At 52.9% G+C, this 17299-nt stretch carries 17 protein-coding genes; 14 read left to right on the forward strand and 3 right to left on the reverse strand.

Annotation, left to right across the window (positions count from 1 at the left end):
- The first annotated feature begins 11 nt into the window (after positions 1-11).
- From phnL to EDM59_RS15960, 6 genes are all read left to right on the forward strand, one after another.
- The gene (phnL, locus tag EDM59_RS15935; RefSeq protein ID WP_122924496.1) at positions 12-737 is read left to right on the forward strand and encodes a phosphonate C-P lyase system protein PhnL; all 726 of its coding nucleotides are present in this window, start codon (positions 12-14) and stop codon (positions 735-737) included.
- A 45-nt stretch (positions 738-782) separates the two neighbouring features.
- Positions 783-1826, forward strand: coding sequence for a PhnD/SsuA/transferrin family substrate-binding protein (locus EDM59_RS15940; RefSeq protein ID WP_122924497.1), 1044 nt, complete (start codon positions 783-785; stop codon positions 1824-1826).
- Between the two features lie 41 nt (positions 1827-1867).
- Positions 1868-2656, forward strand: a complete 789-nt coding sequence (phnC, locus tag EDM59_RS15945) for a phosphonate ABC transporter ATP-binding protein (RefSeq protein ID WP_122924498.1) — start codon at positions 1868-1870, stop codon at positions 2654-2656.
- Entirely contained in the window at positions 2646-3431 is a 786-nt protein-coding gene (locus EDM59_RS15950; RefSeq protein WP_122924499.1) for a PhnE/PtxC family ABC transporter permease, read from the forward strand. The genes phnC and EDM59_RS15950 overlap by 11 nt, the downstream gene beginning before the upstream one ends.
- A gap of 5 nt (positions 3432-3436) precedes the next feature.
- Positions 3437-4300 carry a PhnE/PtxC family ABC transporter permease gene (locus EDM59_RS15955; RefSeq protein WP_122924865.1) on the forward strand — a complete coding sequence of 288 codons (864 nt, stop codon included), beginning with the start codon at positions 3437-3439 and terminating at the stop codon, positions 4298-4300.
- 87 nt (positions 4301-4387) lie between these two features.
- The gene (locus tag EDM59_RS15960) at positions 4388-4834 is read left to right on the forward strand and encodes a DinB family protein (RefSeq protein ID WP_122924500.1); all 447 of its coding nucleotides are present in this window, start codon (positions 4388-4390) and stop codon (positions 4832-4834) included.
- Between the two features lie 63 nt (positions 4835-4897).
- On the opposite strand, the gene EDM59_RS15965 is transcribed toward EDM59_RS15960, so the two are convergent.
- Positions 4898-5713, reverse strand: coding sequence for an MBL fold metallo-hydrolase (locus tag EDM59_RS15965; RefSeq protein WP_122924501.1), 816 nt, complete (start codon positions 5711-5713; stop codon positions 4898-4900).
- 165 nt (positions 5714-5878) lie between these two features.
- On the opposite strand from EDM59_RS15965, the gene hrpB reads away from it, so the two are divergent.
- On the forward strand, positions 5879-8389 hold the full coding sequence (hrpB, locus tag EDM59_RS15970) for an ATP-dependent helicase HrpB (RefSeq protein ID WP_122924502.1): 2511 nt from the start codon (positions 5879-5881) through the stop codon (positions 8387-8389).
- Between the two features lie 187 nt (positions 8390-8576).
- Here the strand turns inward: hrpB and bluB are convergent, their stop codons facing one another.
- Positions 8577-9233, reverse strand: a complete 657-nt coding sequence (gene bluB / locus EDM59_RS15975) for a 5,6-dimethylbenzimidazole synthase (protein ID WP_122924503.1) — start codon at positions 9231-9233, stop codon at positions 8577-8579.
- 140 nt (positions 9234-9373) lie between these two features.
- Here bluB and EDM59_RS15980 point away from each other — a divergent pair, with 140 nt between their 5' ends.
- The 6 genes from EDM59_RS15980 (at position 9374) to EDM59_RS16005 (ending at position 15472) form a co-directional block, all read left to right on the forward strand.
- The gene (locus tag EDM59_RS15980) at positions 9374-10057 is read left to right on the forward strand and encodes a response regulator transcription factor (protein ID WP_122924504.1); all 684 of its coding nucleotides are present in this window, start codon (positions 9374-9376) and stop codon (positions 10055-10057) included.
- Positions 10050-11456: a HAMP domain-containing sensor histidine kinase gene (locus EDM59_RS15985; protein ID WP_122924505.1), complete on the forward strand. Its 1407-nt coding sequence runs from the start codon at positions 10050-10052 to the stop codon at positions 11454-11456. The genes EDM59_RS15980 and EDM59_RS15985 overlap by 8 nt, the downstream gene beginning before the upstream one ends.
- Before the next feature lie 156 nt (positions 11457-11612).
- Positions 11613-13259: an efflux RND transporter periplasmic adaptor subunit gene (locus tag EDM59_RS15990; RefSeq protein ID WP_122924506.1), complete on the forward strand. Its 1647-nt coding sequence runs from the start codon at positions 11613-11615 to the stop codon at positions 13257-13259.
- Between the two features lie 3 nt (positions 13260-13262).
- Complete coding sequence (locus EDM59_RS15995) at positions 13263-13985, forward strand: ABC transporter ATP-binding protein (protein ID WP_122924507.1); 723 nt, start codon at positions 13263-13265, stop codon at positions 13983-13985.
- The gene (locus tag EDM59_RS16000) at positions 13982-15199 is read left to right on the forward strand and encodes an ABC transporter permease (RefSeq protein ID WP_122924508.1); all 1218 of its coding nucleotides are present in this window, start codon (positions 13982-13984) and stop codon (positions 15197-15199) included. Before EDM59_RS15995 ends, EDM59_RS16000 begins: the two co-directional genes overlap by 4 nt.
- A 57-nt stretch (positions 15200-15256) precedes the next feature.
- Positions 15257-15472 (forward strand): hypothetical protein, encoded by a 216-nt coding sequence (locus tag EDM59_RS16005; RefSeq protein WP_092265964.1) that lies wholly within the window; start codon positions 15257-15259, stop codon positions 15470-15472.
- Between the two features lie 395 nt (positions 15473-15867).
- On the opposite strand, the gene EDM59_RS16010 is transcribed toward EDM59_RS16005, so the two are convergent.
- Complete coding sequence (locus EDM59_RS16010) at positions 15868-16215, reverse strand: hypothetical protein (RefSeq protein WP_122924509.1); 348 nt, start codon at positions 16213-16215, stop codon at positions 15868-15870.
- A 211-nt stretch (positions 16216-16426) separates the two neighbouring features.
- Here EDM59_RS16010 and EDM59_RS16015 point away from each other — a divergent pair, with 211 nt between their 5' ends.
- Positions 16427-17299: a nucleoside hydrolase gene (locus EDM59_RS16015; protein ID WP_148040845.1), complete on the forward strand. Its 873-nt coding sequence runs from the start codon at positions 16427-16429 to the stop codon at positions 17297-17299.

A 17299-nucleotide genomic window follows, 5' to 3' on the forward strand; every position in this document is an offset into this window, starting at 1 on the left:
AGGGTGATAGGGTGGAACGCATACTGACCATTGAAAATATGTCCAAGTCGTTTACGCTGCACAATCTCGACAAGCAGATCAAGGCCATCGAACAAATCGACATCCATGTAAAAGAAGGCGAATTTGTCGGGATCACCGGGAAGTCCGGCAGCGGCAAATCGACCGTGCTGAAGTGCATTTACCGAACCTATTTGCCCCAAGGAGGGAGCATTTGGTACAACTCCCAGAGGTACGGTCCCATCGACCTCGTTCACGCTTCCGAACGCGAAATGATCGATCTGCGCAAAAACGAGATCGGGTACGTCTCCCAGTTTCTGCACGTCATGCCGCGTACGACAGCGAGAGAGCTGGTCCAACAGGCGCTTCTGGAGATGGGCCGCGAGCACGAAGAAGCCAGGCGGGAAGCCGAGAAGATTCTCCGTCATTTCGAGCTCGATCCGAGTCTGTGGGACAGCTATCCGGCTACTTTCTCAGGCGGGGAAAAGCTGCGCCTGAATATCGCGCGAGCTATGGTCAAGCGCCCGAGACTCTTGCTTCTCGACGAGCCGACCGCAAGCCTGGACAATGCCTCCAAAATCAAGGTTCGTGAGCTGATGGAGCAGCTGATGAGCGAAGGCACGACGATGCTGGGCATTTTCCACGACCTCGAATTCATGAACAACCTGTGCGACAGAGAGTACAGCATGCAAAATGGAAGGCTCGTAGATGCAGTAGAAAGGCAAGGCGCTGGTGTTTGATATCCGAATCATAATTCGAATGATCAATCGGGAGGAAGCATGACGATGAAAAAAACATGGTCCTTGATACTCACAGGTATTCTTGCCGCAGCGGTAGCAGCAGGCTGCTCTACAACCGAAGCAGGCTCTGGCAAAGGGAAAGACACACTCACCATCGCTTGGCTGCCAAACGAATCAGGGGAAGACATGAAGACTTCTCGTGATGAAATAGGGGCCATGATTGAAAGGGCGACGGGGAAAAAGGTCGAACACAAGACGACGACGGACTACATTATTGCGGTCGAGTCGATCGCCAATGACAATGCGGACCTGGCCTTCCTGGGCGCAGAAGGCTACATCCAGGCACACGACAAAAACCAAAAAGTGCTTCCTCTCGTCGTACCGAGCGGCAAGTCCGGTACTTTAGAGGACGCGGTATACTACAGCTGGCTCAACGTGAAAAAAGGAAAGGAAGACCAGTACAAGAGCGGCGACGGCTTTTCCATCGACAAGATCGCGGGCAAGAAGTTCTCCTTTGTTTCCAACAGCTCTACTTCCGGCTTTAAAGTTCCTTCTACCGGGATCGTTTCCCATTTCAGCAAGCAGGACGCTTTCAAGTCGCTGAAGGCGGAGGATTTGCTTGAGGGTGGTTCTGGCAAATTCTTCAGTGAAGTCTTGTACGGCGGCTCCCACCAAGGCTCCGCAGTGAACCTGCTGACAGGCAAGGCAGATGTAGCCGCGTTTTGCGATACATGTGTCAATAACTACATTGAGCTGGCAGATGGAGAGAAAAACAAGCCAGGTGCTGTGTACAAGGTCAAACAAGGGGCTGCCGAGCCATTTAACACGCTGGAAGGCCAGGAGTTTGTCTCCATCGCGGTAACACCGGTATTGAACGCTCCCTTTGTAATCAACACAGGCACGGTGAGCGAAGAGGACAAAAACAAGATCCTCGCTGCCTTCACTGCGGCGGAAACGGCTAGCAATCCGAAGATTTTCGCACCCAAGGACAGCAAGGAGACGGCGCTGTACGAGAAGGCTTCTGGTGATGAGAAATTTGTTCAGGTGGAAGACGCTTGGTTCAATCCCGTTCGCGAGCTTGGGAAATAATGGCGGACGCATACAATCAGACGGAGCGAGGAGAGTCGAAGATGACGACGCTACTGGAATTGAAAAAAGTATCCAAGCAGTACGGTGGAAATACGAAGGCGTTATCTGATGTTGACTTCTCCGTGAAGGAGGGGGAGTTCGTCTCGATCATCGGCCCATCGGGGGCGGGGAAATCGACCCTCCTGCGCTGCGTCAACCGGATGATCGAGGCGAGCAGCGGAGAGATCAGGTTCGACGGGCAAGATGTGCGTGGGAGCAGCAAGCGGGAGCTGAAGATGATCCGCAGGAAGATGGGCATGATCTTTCAGCACTACAACCTGGTCAATCGCTTGTCGGTGATCGAAAATGTTCTGCATGGACGTCTCGGATACAAGTCGACGCTGGCTGGTATGCTCGGACTCTATCTGGAGGAGGAGAAGCAGCAGGCTGCGTCGCTGCTGCAGATCCTCGGCCTGGAGGAGCAGATGTACAAGCGTGCAGACCAGCTCAGCGGCGGTCAGAAGCAGCGGGTGGGCATTGCCCGGGCCTTGATCCAGTCTCCCAAGCTGCTCTTGTGTGATGAACCGATCGCTTCCTTGGACCCGAATGCTTCCAAAATCATCATGGATCATTTGAAAAACATCTCGACGAACATGGGTATCACGGTGCTGATCAATCTGCATCAGGTCGAGGTCGCTTTGAAATATTCCGATCGGATTATTGGCGTGAACAAAGGAAGAGTCGTGTATGACGGCTCCCCCGATGACATCACGACGGATCAGATTCACGAAATCTACGGTTCTGAGATGGGGGATCTGATCATGGATGTAGGAGGGAAACATGCAGGCTGACTTTTTTGCCAAACGGCGGAGAAATTCTATCGTCTTCCTGGCGCTGCTCCTTCTGGTCACCTTCGTCGCCATCGTGATAACAGAGTACGATGTGGAAAAAGGCTTTACGTCGATCCCCAAAGCGGTAACATGGTCGTTCTCCAACTTTTATCCGAATGAACAGTCGTGGACGAGGCTGCCCGATATTTTGGTCAAGCTGCAGGAAACGGTGCTGATCTCGATTGCAGCTGCCTCGGTTGCGTCGCTTTTTGCCCTGCTGTTTGCCATCTTTGGTTCGGAGACGACGGGCATCAACGGCTTTACGCGAAAAGTAACCAGAATGATCGCCACGCTGTTCCGCAATATTGATGTATCTGCATGGGCCATGATCTTGCTGTTCTCCTTTGGGCAAAGCGCATTGACTGGCTACTTTGCCCTGTTCTTCGGCTCCTTTGGTTTTTTGACCAGGGCTTTTACCGAAACGATTGATGAAGTCAGCAGCAGCTCGGTGGAAGCCCTGCAAGCGACTGGTGCCAGCTACTTCTCGATCATTTTTCAGTCTGTCATTCCGTCTTGCATCCCGCAAATCATCAGCTGGATTCTGTTTATGATCGAAACGAATATCCGCAGTGCGACACTTATCGGAATTTTGACCGGGACGGGAATCGGCTTTGCTTTTAGCCTGTACTACAAAAATCTGAACTACCATGCGGCAAGTCTCGTTGTCCTCGTAGTGGTCTTCGCCATTTTGGTCATCGAGAACGTGTCCAACTACATTAGGAGGGAGATCTTGTAGTGGAAATGGAAGAGTCCTTGAAGCCACTGTCCATGGAGTCGAGAGAGCACAAAGGAGCCTTGCCAATCAAAGCAATCAAGGTGAAGACCGTCAATCGGGAAACCATCATCATCCAGCTCACGATGCTCGTTTTGGTCGCTGCCACGATTTACGGGTTTCTGACGTTTGACTACAAGGATGTCGTCATCGGCGAAGCGATCCTCAAATCGCTGGAATCCATGAAAACGGTGCTGCTGGAGCCGCATTTGCAGCACGTTGGGTTCGGCGAAGCGATCTATCAGGTGTTGGTAACGATGGGCTTAGGATTTCTAACGACGCTGTTCGGAGCAGTCATTGCGCTGTTTTTAGGGCTGTTGGCTGCCCGCAACCTGTCTACGCAGCTCGCTTCTACCTTGATTCGGGGTGTCGTGGCGTTTATTCGGGCGGTCCCTACCGTACTGTGGGTCCTGATCTTTTCTGTAGCAGCAGGCTTGGGCAGCGTAGCGGCTGTCATCGGTATGACCTTCCACTCTGTTGGCTATTTGATCAAAGCGTATTCCGAGGCATTCGAAGAGCTGGACAAAGGCGTCATCGAGGCACTTAGGGCGAGCGGCGCGAACTGGTGGCAAATCGTTTTCCAGGCCGTCCTGCCTTCTTGTGCTACGTACCTGATTTCCTGGACGTTTCTGCGGTTTGAGATCAATTTCTCTGTCGCGGTGGCGATGGGGGCAGCGGCAGGAGCAGGCGGGATCGGGTATGACATGTTTATGGCAAGCGGATTTTACTATGACATGCGGGAAGTCGGGGCCATCACCTACTTCATTTTGGCAATAGCAATCCTGCTGGAAATGTTCGCGCTGCGGATCAAGCGGAACATGAAAACCCATTGAAAGTCGTGATTCCTGCCATCGGATCTATTGATTGGACGGTTCTGGAAATTCCTGATAGTGTAGTCTGCAATATCAGGAGGTGATCCGATGGAAAAGACCATCGCCCAGCTGCACACGCATTTGTCAGAGGTTCCTCAAGCTTTTCGCGCATTACCCGTTGGACAGGTAACGAAAAAAGCAGCTCCAGAGAAATGGTCGCCGCTTGAAATACTGGGCCATCTATGCGATTCCGCAACGAACAATCTGGGGCGTTTTATACGAGCACAGCAGGAGCAGCCCTACCGCGTCATTTCCTACCAGCAAAATGAGTGGGTGAGTCTCCAGGCCTATCAGGATCGTCCTGCGGAGGAAATCCTGCAGCTATGGGTCGGACTCAACCAGTCGATTTTGCGAGTGATGTCGTCTATGCCCCCAGCAAATGGGCAAAACGCCTGTGAGCTGCCCGATGGAACCACCGTCACCTTGGAATGGTTGATGAGCGATTATGTCGAGCATCTGGCGCACCATTTGAATCAGATCTTTCCAAAGGACTAACAGCCAAAAAAACGCGAAGCCGTGCAAAAACGGTTCCGCGTTTTTTGGTTCAATTCCATTTTCTCAGCATATGCTCTCGTGCTGTTCATAGGCTGCGAGGATGGAATGGACGATATGTATCGAATCGAATTCGCCTTCGGATGCTTCTACGAGGGGAAGCTGCAGGGGAAAAAGGGCCCGATTGATTTCGTCTGCTTTCAGTCCTTTGCTGTGCAGGTGCAGAATGTCTCCTGTGAGGTTCTCCAGATGCTCGAGCTTTTTTTGCAGCATCGCTTTTCCATTGGGAACATAGCCGGCATGTGCACAGTACATGGCCTGAAAATCGTGAGCCAGTACAAGCCGAATCGAGTTCATGATAGTGGGGATCGACTCTTCCCGCAAAATGACTTTTGTCTTTACGCCCAGATACAGGTCTCCAGCAAACAAACGGCCAGTCTTTTCGTGAATCAAAGCGATATGGTCCTGGGCGTGGCCAGGGGTCTCGAGCACTTTCCAGTCCAGCGTGCGAGAATGGAACGACTTTCCGAGGGAATGGGCGTCAAAAGGATCGCGAACCCCCCAGGTAAGCTTTCGATACTCCGGGTAATCGGCAGGGTGAGAACAACGAGTGACTCCCTTCTCGTGGATGTAGATGGGAACCTGGAGATTGGCTTCGATCCAGGCGGCTGTTCCGACGTGGTCTTCATGACTGTGCGTGAGAACGACCGACTCAAAGGCTGAAGACTGATAGAACGGGATCAACGAGGCTTCGAGCAATTTCGGTCCGGTATCGATCAGCGTGCCATCCGTCAAAAAGACATAGATGGAAGAATCGCGTCCTTGCCTGCTGACAATCCCTTCTACGCAGACGACATCTTCATGATGGTGGATGTGAATCACATGGAATCCTTCCTGCTTTAAGATCCTCTGTCCGTGGAAAAAAGCAAGCTCACCTGCTTATTATACGATTGTTTGACTATTCTGTCATTTACAAGAGTCTTTTTGCTGCGAGGGAAGGTGTGTAAGATGAGAGGATGAAGCTGTTTGGCAAGAGGTGAAAGATGAATGCAACTTCCTATTGAAGAAATCATGCCATCCTTGATCGCGAGGCTTCGGGAGCATCCAAACGCCGTTCTCGTCGCAGCACCGGGAGCAGGCAAAACGACACGCGTCCCACTGGCGCTGCGAGATGAGCCGTGGCTTGCAGGGCGTCGGATTCTCCTGCTGGAGCCCCGGCGCCTGGCTGCGAGGACTTCCGCGCGATATATGGCACAAGCACTCGGGGAGCAGGTAGGAGAGACGGTCGGCTGCCGGGTGAAAATGGAGGCAAAGGTAGGCCCCCGTACGCGAATCGAGGTGATTACAGAAGGCGTGCTCACGCGGATGCTGCAGGCAGATCCTGCGTTGGAGGATGTCGGACTCATCCTGTTTGACGAGTTTCATGAGAGAAGTCTCCACGCCGATCTTGGACTGGCACTTAGTCTGCAAACGCAAAATCTGTTTCGAGAGGACCTGCGTATGGTTGTCATGTCGGCTACCCTCGATGCAGCGGCTGTAGCCGAGATGCTGGGGGGAGTGCCTGTCATTCAGAGTGAGGGGCGAGCTTATCCGGTAGAAACGAGGTATCTCAACCGGCAGATGTCCGGGCGCTTGGAGCCAAATGTCGTCCAAAAGATTCGAGAGGCGCTGACACAGGACGAAGGGGACATCCTGGTCTTTCTCCCAGGTGCGAAAGAGATTCGAAGAGTGGAGGCAGGCTTGCTGGAGAGCAGCTTGCCGGCGAATACCGTCGTAGCTCCTCTCTATGGTGCCCTGTCGCAGGATGCACAAGATATGGCCATCCAACCCGGTGTAGCTGGGCAGCGAAAAATTGTTCTCGCCACATCGATCGCCGAAACAAGCTTGACGGTGGAAGGTGTGAGGATTGTCATCGACAGCGGCTTGATGCGGGTACCGCGATTCTCGCCGCGAACAGGGATGACGCGTCTGGAGACGACTCGGGTCTCCAAAGCTTCGGCAGACCAGCGCAGAGGCCGCGCCGGACGTCTTGCAAAAGGTGTGTGCTATCGGATGTGGACGGAGCAGGAGCAGCGTGGGCTCACCGCGCATACCACACCGGAGATCAGAGAGGCGGATTTGACCTCTCTAGCACTGGAGCTGGCTGCATGGGGTGTCGATGATCCTGCTGAGCTGGCATGGCTGGACGAACCGCCAAAAGCAGCGCTTGAGCATGCGCAGGAGCTGTTGATTCAGTTAGGTGCCATGGATTCTGGCAGAAAAATCACATCGCATGGTAGAGAACTCGTGGAAATGGGGCTGCATCCGCGGATCGCCCATATGATTCGGGCAGCAACGGACAGAGGACTGACAGAAGTGGCGTGTGAGCTGGCAGCGCTGCTAGGAGAGCGCGATATTTTGCGTGGAAGGGCTCATCTCGATGCTGATTTGCGTCTGCGGCTGGAAGCCTTGCGCTCCGTTGGCCAGAAGGGAGTGGCAAGTCTGGCTGGCGTGGCAGTGGACGAAGGTGCCTGCCAAAGAATCTGGCAGGAGGCTAGCCATTTCAAACAGAGATGGGTCAACAGGCAAAAGGAGAACTACGAAGCGGGAGATCCGCTCAGCCAGATCGGTTCCTTGCTGGCAGAAGCCTATCCCGATCGAATCGGACAACGCAGGGATAGCGGAAAGTATTTGCTTCGCAATGGACGAGGGGCAGTATTCGCATCTGAGCAAGCCTTGGCTTATGCCCCGTACATCGTAGCGGCAGAGCTGGATGATCAAGGGACAGACAGCCGCATTGTGCTGGCAGCCAGTGTGACAGAAGCCCAGCTGGAAGAGGTCTGCGTGAAGAGCATCGAGGAAGAGACGGCCGTATGGTGGGAAAAATCGTCTCAATCGGTGCGGGCTCGCAAGCGAAAGAGGCTTGGGGCGTTGATCTTGCGTGAGACACCTGCTTCCCAGGCAGATCCTGAGGCGGTGACCGCAGCTTTACTGAGCGGGATTGCTTCGGAGGGGCTTGGTCTCTTGCCGTGGAACCGTTCTGCCCGTCAGATGCAGGAGAGGCTCGTCTTTATGCATCGCTTGGACAGCGCCTGGCCGGATGTATCGGACGAAGCCTTGCTCGCAGCACTGGAAGAGTGGCTGGGACCGCATGTGCATGGCTGCAGAAGCCGGGATGATCTGTCTCGCCTCTCCCTTACCGCGATTTTGGAAGCGATGCTGAGCTGGAAGCAGCGGCGTGAGCTGGACGAGCATGCTCCGACCCATATCGTGGTTCCCAGCGGCTCTCGAATCCCGATCGACTATAGCAGTCCGCAGTCGCCTGTTCTATCCGTTCGTTTACAAGAGCTGTTTGGCTGGAGCCAGACGCCCCGCATCGGCATGGGCCGCATACCGCTGACGCTTCATTTGCTGTCACCCGCCCAGCGTCCTGTACAAGTGACGAGAGACTTGGCGAGCTTTTGGCAGAACACGTATTTCGAAGTGAAGAAAGATTTGAAGGGACGCTATCCAAAGCATTATTGGCCGGATGATCCACTGCAGGCGATTCCCACCAATCGGACGCGACCGCGTTCCTAGTTGACCTTTGCAGCTTTGGGAGTATCCACTCATTTGTGTAGTTCCATATTCGTAAGTAGGCAATGTTCTGAAACTTTCATGGAGGGTAGCTACGTCTGGGAGGTAAGTGTATTTCGTAACTACCCCTCTACTCATTGGGTTGCTTGTACGCAAGCAGCCCATTTTTTTGTTACGGCTCGTGTACGCGCTAAGACGAACTTTGTCCCCAGCGTTCCCGGAAAATGAGCTTTTGCAGCTCCTGCCGTTTTTCCCACTGGTGAATTTCCAGCAATGGACGATCCGGGTAATGGTCCGTATAGCCAATGGACAGCAAAGCGACAGGATCAATGTGCGGCGGGATGTCCAGTATTCGGCGAACGTCGGATTTTTTGTAAAAACTGACCCACCCCATAGCGAGGCCTTCCGCATAAGCCGCGAGCCACATGTTTTGAATGGCGCAGCTGACGGACATGATATCTGTCTCGGGGATCGAGTTTCGCCCGAGAACGTGGTCACCGCCACGGGTTGGATCACAGGTCACACAGATCGTAACGGGCGCTTCCTTGATTCCTTGTATTTTCAGCTCCAAGAAGGAAGATTCGCGGCCTGTTCCTTCATAGTGAATGGCCAGCGCACGCCGCTCTTTATCCGCACTGTCCGCGAGTTCGCGCTTGAGGGAATCCGCGGTAACCAGAATAAAATTCCATGGCTGCATAAACCCGACGGAAGGGGCGTGATGAGCAGCCGAGAAGATCATGGTCAATTTTTCAGACTCAATGGGGTCGCTGCGAAACGAGCGGATATCCCGGCGATTGCTGATCGCTTTGTACAATCCGATTTTTTCTTCCTCTGTCAAATGAATCATGATTGGAAAAGCCCTCCTGATCCTAGCTGTTTTCTCTCATTTTAATAGGGAAAGAGGATTCCATCCAGACATCTGCTTGACATATTCCTCTCATACGCTAAGAGGAGAGTCTGTGCAATCGAGAGAGGAGTGAAGCCGGAATGAAAAACATCCTGATTGTGGAGGACGAACTGCCGATCTCTCGCGTCTTGAAGGCGTACCTGGAAAAGAGCCAGTTTCAGGTAGAGCAGGCGTTTACCGGCGAAGAGGCCGTCCGAAAATTTGATGCGGGAAGCCCCGCACTGGTTTTGCTGGATGTGATGCTTCCAGGCAGGAGCGGCTGGAGCATTTTGGAATACATACGAAAAAAGAGCTCGTGCCCGGTGATCATGCTGACGGCACTGGGACAAATAGACAATAAACTGATGGGCTTGCACCAGGGGGCAGACGACTACATCACCAAGCCGTTCATCGCCGATGAGGTCGTTGCCCGTGTCCAGGCGGTGCTGCGCCGATCGACGAATATTACCCGGGGCAATTCCCTCAAGCAGTTCGGCAGCCTGAAGGTAGACTTCAAGGCGTATACCGTCACCTTGCACGGAATTGAATTGGCCTTCACCCCAAAAGATCTCTCCTTGTTTCTGTTTTTGGCGCAATACAAGAACCAGACGTTTACCAGAGAGCAGTTGATTGAGCAGGTGTGGGGGATGGATTACGAAGGAAGCGACCGCGCCGTGGACCTGGCGATCAAGCGCATCCGCAGATCACTGGAGAACTGGCCAGCCTCAGAGGGAGAAATTCGCACCTATCGCGGACTGGGCTACAAGCTGTGTGTGTATGAGTAAAGAAAAGCAAACGACGCTGTTCCGCTACTGGACGACACGCTATCTCATTACACTATGCATCGGGTTGTTAGTCGTAGGAATTGCCTCCAGCCTGTGGATCACCTATAACGAGAAGCAAAAACGTCTGGATTTTATGAGGCTGACGGCAGCGGAAATTTCAGAGCGCGTGGTTGACAGCGAAGGGAACATCAAAATTGCGCCGTTCCTGTTTCGGATTTTGGATAGCCGACAGGAATCCCTGCGGCTGAGCTACAAGCCATCCATGATCATTCTTGACGCGGACAAACGCTCCTTATTCGATGGCCCAGGTCCCTTTGCCAGCGAGCTGTCCAAGAGAGCGGCTGAAGTAGTGGGTGCAAAGGAGGACGTTACAGAGCTGACTTCCTCGCGCGGAGAAGAACTGCTTTTTGTGAAGCGGGCGATTACGTACCAGCAGAAGCAGATCGGCTGGGTCGTCCTGTTCTCCCCGCAAAAAGAAATGATTCGCAGCACCACGGAGTTTCAGCTGCTCTTTATCATGCTGGTCAGTCTGGGCTTGCTCGGTTGGCTCGTCATCTACCTGCTGACGAAAAAGCTGTCTCAGCCGATCAAGGACGTGGCGGATGCGGCCAAGCAAATCGTCACAGGCGACTACGATATTCATCTGGAAAAAAGCAGTCGGGAAACCGAAATCTACGAGCTGATTCACTCCTTCAAAGAGATGGCGGATCGTCTGCGCCAGCTGGAAATGATGCGGACTGAGCTGCTCGCAGGAGTAACACACGAGCTGAAAACGCCTGTCACCTCGATCAGCGGTTTGGTGCAGGCGGTCAAGGATGATATCGTCAGTGGCGTGGAAGCCAAAGAGTTTTTGGAAATCTGCTCGAAGGAAACGGCTCGCCTGCAAAAGATGGTAGAAGATCTGCTCGATTTCAATTCGTTTGCGGTAGGGGATATTCGTATTCGCCTGGAGAGCCAAAACATTCACGAGCTGGTCCAGGAAATCACGCATCAATGGCGGATTGGTCAAGAAGACGACACGCTGATGCTGCAGGTTGAAAAGCCGGAAAAGACCATCGTTGCCCAGGCAGATCCCCTGCGCATCCAGCAGGTGCTGTACAATTTGCTGAACAACGCTACCCAGGCTACAGGCCCTGGCGGACGGATTGATGTGCGCTTGTCCGAGACGGATCAAGAGATTTTGATCGTCGTGCAGGACGATGGGATGGGCATTCCCTTGTCCGAGCAGCCGTATGTATTCGATCGCTTCTATCGAGGAGAGGAGAAGAAGCATACGGTGCGGGGGCTTGGCCTTGGACTGTCCTTTAGCCGGATGATCGCGCAGGCATTGGGCGGAAATCTGGTGCTGACCCAAAGCTCGGAACAAGGGACGACCTTTACGTTGATTCTACGAAAATAGTGTTGGAAGGAAAACGGCTCTGCCTTTTTTGGCAGGGTCGTTTTTTTCACCATTCATTCCTCAAATCTGACGCGATGCTGACGTATTTCTTCCGTATATTGATCCCATCAGATGCTACTAGCAACAAACAAGAAAGCCACGGGAGGAGTTTGAAAAGTGACCCAGACCGATAAGAAACGCACGTTTTTCTCCAAAGGGAGAACGAACAAAAAGCGATGGATCATAGTAGGGTTGGCAGTCGTACTGATCGGAGGAGGGGTGTACGGCTATCAGTCTCTCTCAACACCGAGCAGAGCACAGGCTGCCTTTCAGGTCGTGAATGTACAAAGAGGTGACGTCTCGGAGACGGTTTTGGCATCAGGTGCTGTACAGGCATCGAAGCGTACTTCCTTGTCCTTTTCGGATGCCGAGGACGCCAAGGATGCGATTTCCTCCATCAAGGTAGGGGTAGGCGATCAGGTCAAAGCCGGCCAAGTGCTCGCGACGATGGATGATTCTGTAGCGCAAATTCAGGTAACCAATGCGCAAGCAAACCTGTTATCGGCCCAGGCGAAGCTGGAGGAAGCGCAGAAACGCAAAACCTCGGCGGAGATGAAGACGCTGCTAGCAGCGGTCAATCAGGCGAAGATCGAGCTGGACCAGGCGAAGCAGTCGATCGATTCGCAAAAAGCGACCAACGATGAAGCAAAGGCGAAAACTGCCCTGCAAAATGCACAGAAAACGTATACCTCCCAAAAAGCGCTCTATGAAGCAGGAGCGATTTCCAAGACGGAGTACGATGCGGCGCAGACCGATCTTGATTCTGCTCAGCGGGACTACAATACCGCTGTGTTGACAGCAAGCCAGACCAAAGGCCAATCCGGCAGCAAAATCGAGCAGGCACAGGCTGCTTATGATACGGCTGTAGAAGCTGTCAATGAAGCCAACGAAGGGCCAGACGCATCGACGGTTCTGTCGGCAAAGGCGGCGGTAGAGCAGGCGAAAGCGCAGCTCCAGCAAGCCCAGAAGGCGTTGAATGCCGTAACGTTAAAAGCGCCGATGGACGGAGTGATCGTACAGCTGAATGGGAATGTTGGCGAAATACCCGGCAGTGATTTCATCATTATGGACAACTCCAACTCAGGAAATCTGGAAGTCATGGCACAAATTAGCCAAAGCGACATCGGAAAAGTGAAGGAAGGGCTGAAGGTCAACTTTACGACGAGCTCGTATCCGGACGAAACCTTTACCGGCAGTGTGAAGCTGGTGTATCCGGAGGCGAAGACAGAATCCGGGGTGACGACCTACGATGTCCTGCTGTCGGTAGCCAATAAGGATGGGATGCTGAAAATCGGGATGAATATGAATGTCTCCATCGAAATCGGTACCCATCAGAACGTTCTGGTCGTTCCGGCTCAAGCCCTGCAAACGCTGAACGGGAAAGACGGTGTCTATCTGTACACGGCAGGCAATACGGCTACTACTGAAAATGCAGAGAACACAGGCAATGCGCGAGGCAAAGGCGGTACAGAGAACGCCGGTAACACGCGAAGCGGCGGCAACGGCGGGAACGCAGGAAATGCGGCAAGACAGTATCGCTTTCAGCCCGTGAAGATCGGCTTTTTTGCTTCAGATCGCGTAGAAATTACAGAAGGTTTGAGCGAAGGGGACAAAGTCGTCATCCTGGCGAATACAGCGACCTCTTCCTCGACAAATCAAAACTCCAGCCGAATGGGCGGCTTAGGCGGCGGCATGGGCGGCTTCGGTGGAGGAATGGGTGGTGGCTTCCCAAGCGGGGGAGGCGGCGGAATGAGAGGTCGATAGAAAATGAAACCAGTCATACAAATCGAGGACCTAAAAAAGCTGTACCGCATCGGAGATCAGGAAATTCAAGCGCTGCGAGGTGTCAGCCTGACGATCGAGGAAGGAGATTTCGTCGCGATCATGGGCCCGTCCGGCTCAGGCAAATCCTCGATGATGAACGTGATCGGTTGTCTGGATAAACCGACCTCCGGGGAGTTTTACCTGGATGGCTATCCCGTATCGGAAGCTCACGATGACGAGCTTGCTGTGATTCGCAATCGAAAAATCGGGTTCGTCTTTCAAAACTTTAATCTGCTGCCGCGTACGACAGCGGTAGAAAATGTGGAGCTTCCGCTTTTGTATGGAGGCACACCTGCTCGGGAAAGACGAGAGAGAGCCATTCAAGCTTTGGTCGATGTAGGTTTGGAAGAGCGGCTGAACAACAAACCCAACGAACTCTCCGGTGGACAACAGCAACGTGTATCCATCGCACGAGCGTTGGTCAACGACCCTGTGATTTTGCTGGCAGATGAGCCGACGGGGGCTTTGGATACCCGGACCAGTGAAGAGATCATGGGGATCTTTCAGCAGCTAAACGACGCCGGCAAGACGGTGATTCTCGTAACGCATGAGCCGGATATCGCAGAATACGCCAAGCGGATCGTCCGTTTTCGGGATGGGCAAATCGTCTCCAATGAAGTGGTATCGAAGCGTAGAAGAGCGTTTTTAGAGGAAGTGAAGCGATGAGTTTTATCGAGTGTGTACGCATCTCATTTCGAAGCATCAGAGCCAATGGTTTGCGCTCCATTCTCACTATGCTCGGTATTATCATCGGGGTCGCAGCCGTGATCGCGATGGTCGCAATCGGAGAAGGGACATCCAGCAGTGTGGCTTCCCAGATCAATGGGCTGGGGAGTAATCTGTTGATCGTATCGCCGGGACAGGCGACGCAGGGGAGAGTCAATCTGGGAGCGGGTTCTCTCAATACGCTGACACTGGCGGACGCCGAAGCGATCGAGCAGAAGGAGTCCGTGTCTGGTGTCGCACCGAGCGTCAACGGGAGAGCCCAGATTGTCTGGGGAGCAAGCAACTACTCCAGCTCCTTGGAAGGGACGACAGCTGCGTTTTTGCAGGTGCGAAACGCGCAGGTGGAGAGCGGGCGCTTCTTTTCCAACTTTGAGGTCAAGCAGCAGTTCAACGTTGCGGTAATCGGAACCGAGGTAGCCAACAATCTGTTTGCGAACAATAGCACCAACCCGATTGGGCAGACGGTGCAAATCAACCGGATACCGTTTACGATTATCGGGGTTTTAAAAAGCCAGGGAAGCTCCGGGATGACGAACAACGACGACAGAATCCTCATCCCGATCACCACGGCGATGAGTCGGCTGACGGGTGGCAAAAACGTGGGAACCATCTATGTATCAGCGGCTTCAGCAGATCAGATGGAGCAGGCGCAGGCAGACATTCAGAGCACGCTGCGTTCCAAGCACAATCTCCGACCGCAAGCAGCAGACGACTTCCGCATTACCTCCCAGTCTGACATTCTCAGCACGGCACAGGAGGTATCCAGCTCCATGACCGCGTTGTTGTCAGGGATTGCCGCGATTTCCTTGATTGTCGGCGGGATCGGTGTCATGAATATTATGCTTGTCTCTGTCACAGAGCGCACGCGAGAAATCGGTATCCGCAAAGCGATTGGGGCAAAACGGGGAGACATCATGCGCCAGTTTTTGATCGAGGCAGTGACGCTCAGTCTCATCGGGGGAATTGTCGGAATCGTGATCGGCGTGGGGGCAGCTCTACTGATCAGCAAGTTCGGTGGCATGACGACCGCGATTAGTGTATCCCCTATTCTCTATGCGTTCTTGACATCTTCGCTGGTAGGGGTCGTTTTTGGGGTCTATCCGGCTCGAAAAGCAGCACAGTTAAAACCAATTGATGCGCTGCGTTACGAATGACACCAGGTGTTGGATTTTTCCAATTCGGGCATACTAGCCGCGTGAGGTGTATGGCTGATGGAAAAAAACGTCCAATTTTCCGTAACGTGGCGAGAAGCGTCCCGCATTATGAAAAAGATCAAAACGAGCAACCTGCGGTATATGGTCAGGCAAATGGAAGGCAAGACGAGCATCGCGTTTGTTTTTCCCAGAGTGAGTGTAAGTCAATACGTCTATCTGTACATTCTCTTTGGGCCTAGGGCAGCTGATGCGGTAGGTGGCGATAACAAATAAAGAAGCTGCCCTGGCTCTACACACAGAACCAGGGCACTTTCATAAAATCTTGGACAAAGCTATCGATTTTTTCAATATTTTGATATAAAACAAAACCTGACACTTTTCGATATCAGAGATTCATAGTACAATGCCTGTATGAACGAACTTGGGGAAGTTCGGGATGGCGGCACCCAAACTGTGCAGGAGGGCCGCCTACTTTTTTTGAATCATTTTGTAATAGGTGAAATTAGGTACATATACCTAAAAATACAGCTAGATGATATAAGTCTTTCGATATAAAATAAAGCTATTCACGTAATTACTTCCGTACTACCTCTTCCCAGGGTTTGCTACCTGGGCTTTTTTTTTTGTCTATCGGACCGCATACATAAAAAGGCCCATCTGGATATCGACTATCCTTCGATGGACCTATCTTCGCTATGCAGAGGAGGAAAACTGCCTTTGAGCAGTGCTTCCAACAGCTGTTCTCGAGTCATGGATATGGTAATGCCCGGATCAGGGAGATCAGCCAGAAAGTGATTGTCCTTGTACAGATACCAAAGGGTTCCGGTAGGGCGCATCGGATAGACGAGAACGTCTTCCTTCCATTGCTGGCCGTGCCGCACGATGTCACGCAAAGAGGTGTAGAGCTCCCCCCATATGGGCAAATAAGGCTTTGTTTTGTGTTGATGCAGCGCACGTATGAGCTGTGCTTTGGCTAGGGAAAGTAGTTCATTTGTCGAGGATTCAAGCGAAAACATGACCCTGTCTCCTTTGTTGGTTCATGACCAATGGTTCATTGCTTCGACAGCCGACGGGTCGTGTCAGGAAATTTGCGAAATGTGGCGGATTTTGTCGAAGTCATCGTTAAGTGTAAAATAGTTGCTAGCAGGATGCAATAGGCGAGAAGTAGTATGAATACTCCTACATAGGGTAGTGCCTGATTGGGTTATAGGAGAGGCTGGGTAAGAGGTGAGTACATTGACTGGAAAGAAAAAGCTGTTTATCGATTGCAGCGGTGGCAGTGATCAAATGATCGCCTTATGGTATGCGTTGCAATCGCCAGCTGCGGAGATCGTAGGGATCGGATGCAGCAGCACGGAGACGGAATGGGGAAGATCCATCATCTCTGCGTGCATGAAGCTTGCAAAGCCGGGTGTAGAGATTCCTGTTGCGATGGGTGACGGTGCCTCCCTTTTTTCTACTCCGAAAGTAGAGGATCAGGGGGCAGCACGTCTGTTGGTTGAAAAGGCGCAGGAATGGAAGGGAGAGCTTACCGTGATCACGCTGGGAAGCTTGACCAATCTGGCAAAGGCAGCGGCCATCGATCCTAGACTGCCTGAAAAAGTGAAGCAGGTCGTTGTGCAGGGGGGTGCTATTCGTGTACCGGGGAATGTGACGGCTGTCGCGGAAAAAAATATGTATGCGGACCCAAAAGCCGCTGCTTTCGTATGGGCAGCTGGTTTTCCCTTGCTGCTGGTCCCACTCGACGCGACAGAGCGTTTGCGGCTGACAGAGGAAGAGGGGCAAGCGATTTTGGCTGCAGCCTTACAAAAAGGAATGCTGCCGGCGTCAGAAGAAGCAGGCGAACTTGCGCTAAGGGCGAGTACCCGCCTGCACGCATGGGGCGCGATGGTCGCCGCTATCCATCCGGAACTCATACATAAGCAGCAGATGAAGCTTTCCATAGAGTGTCACAGCACGCTGTCTCGTGGAGCCGTCTTGGCGGATCTGCGCAAAAAGCCGAGTGTGGGGGTCGATACGGAAGTTGCAGCTGCTGTTGAAGCAGATTCCCTCCGAGAGTGGCTGCGTGGACTTTGCAGAGCAGAAGGAGGCAGCTGGTAG

This window comes from Brevibacillus nitrificans (assembly GCF_003710965.1).
GTDB classification, from domain to species: Bacteria; Bacillota; Bacilli; order Brevibacillales; family Brevibacillaceae; genus Brevibacillus; species Brevibacillus centrosporus.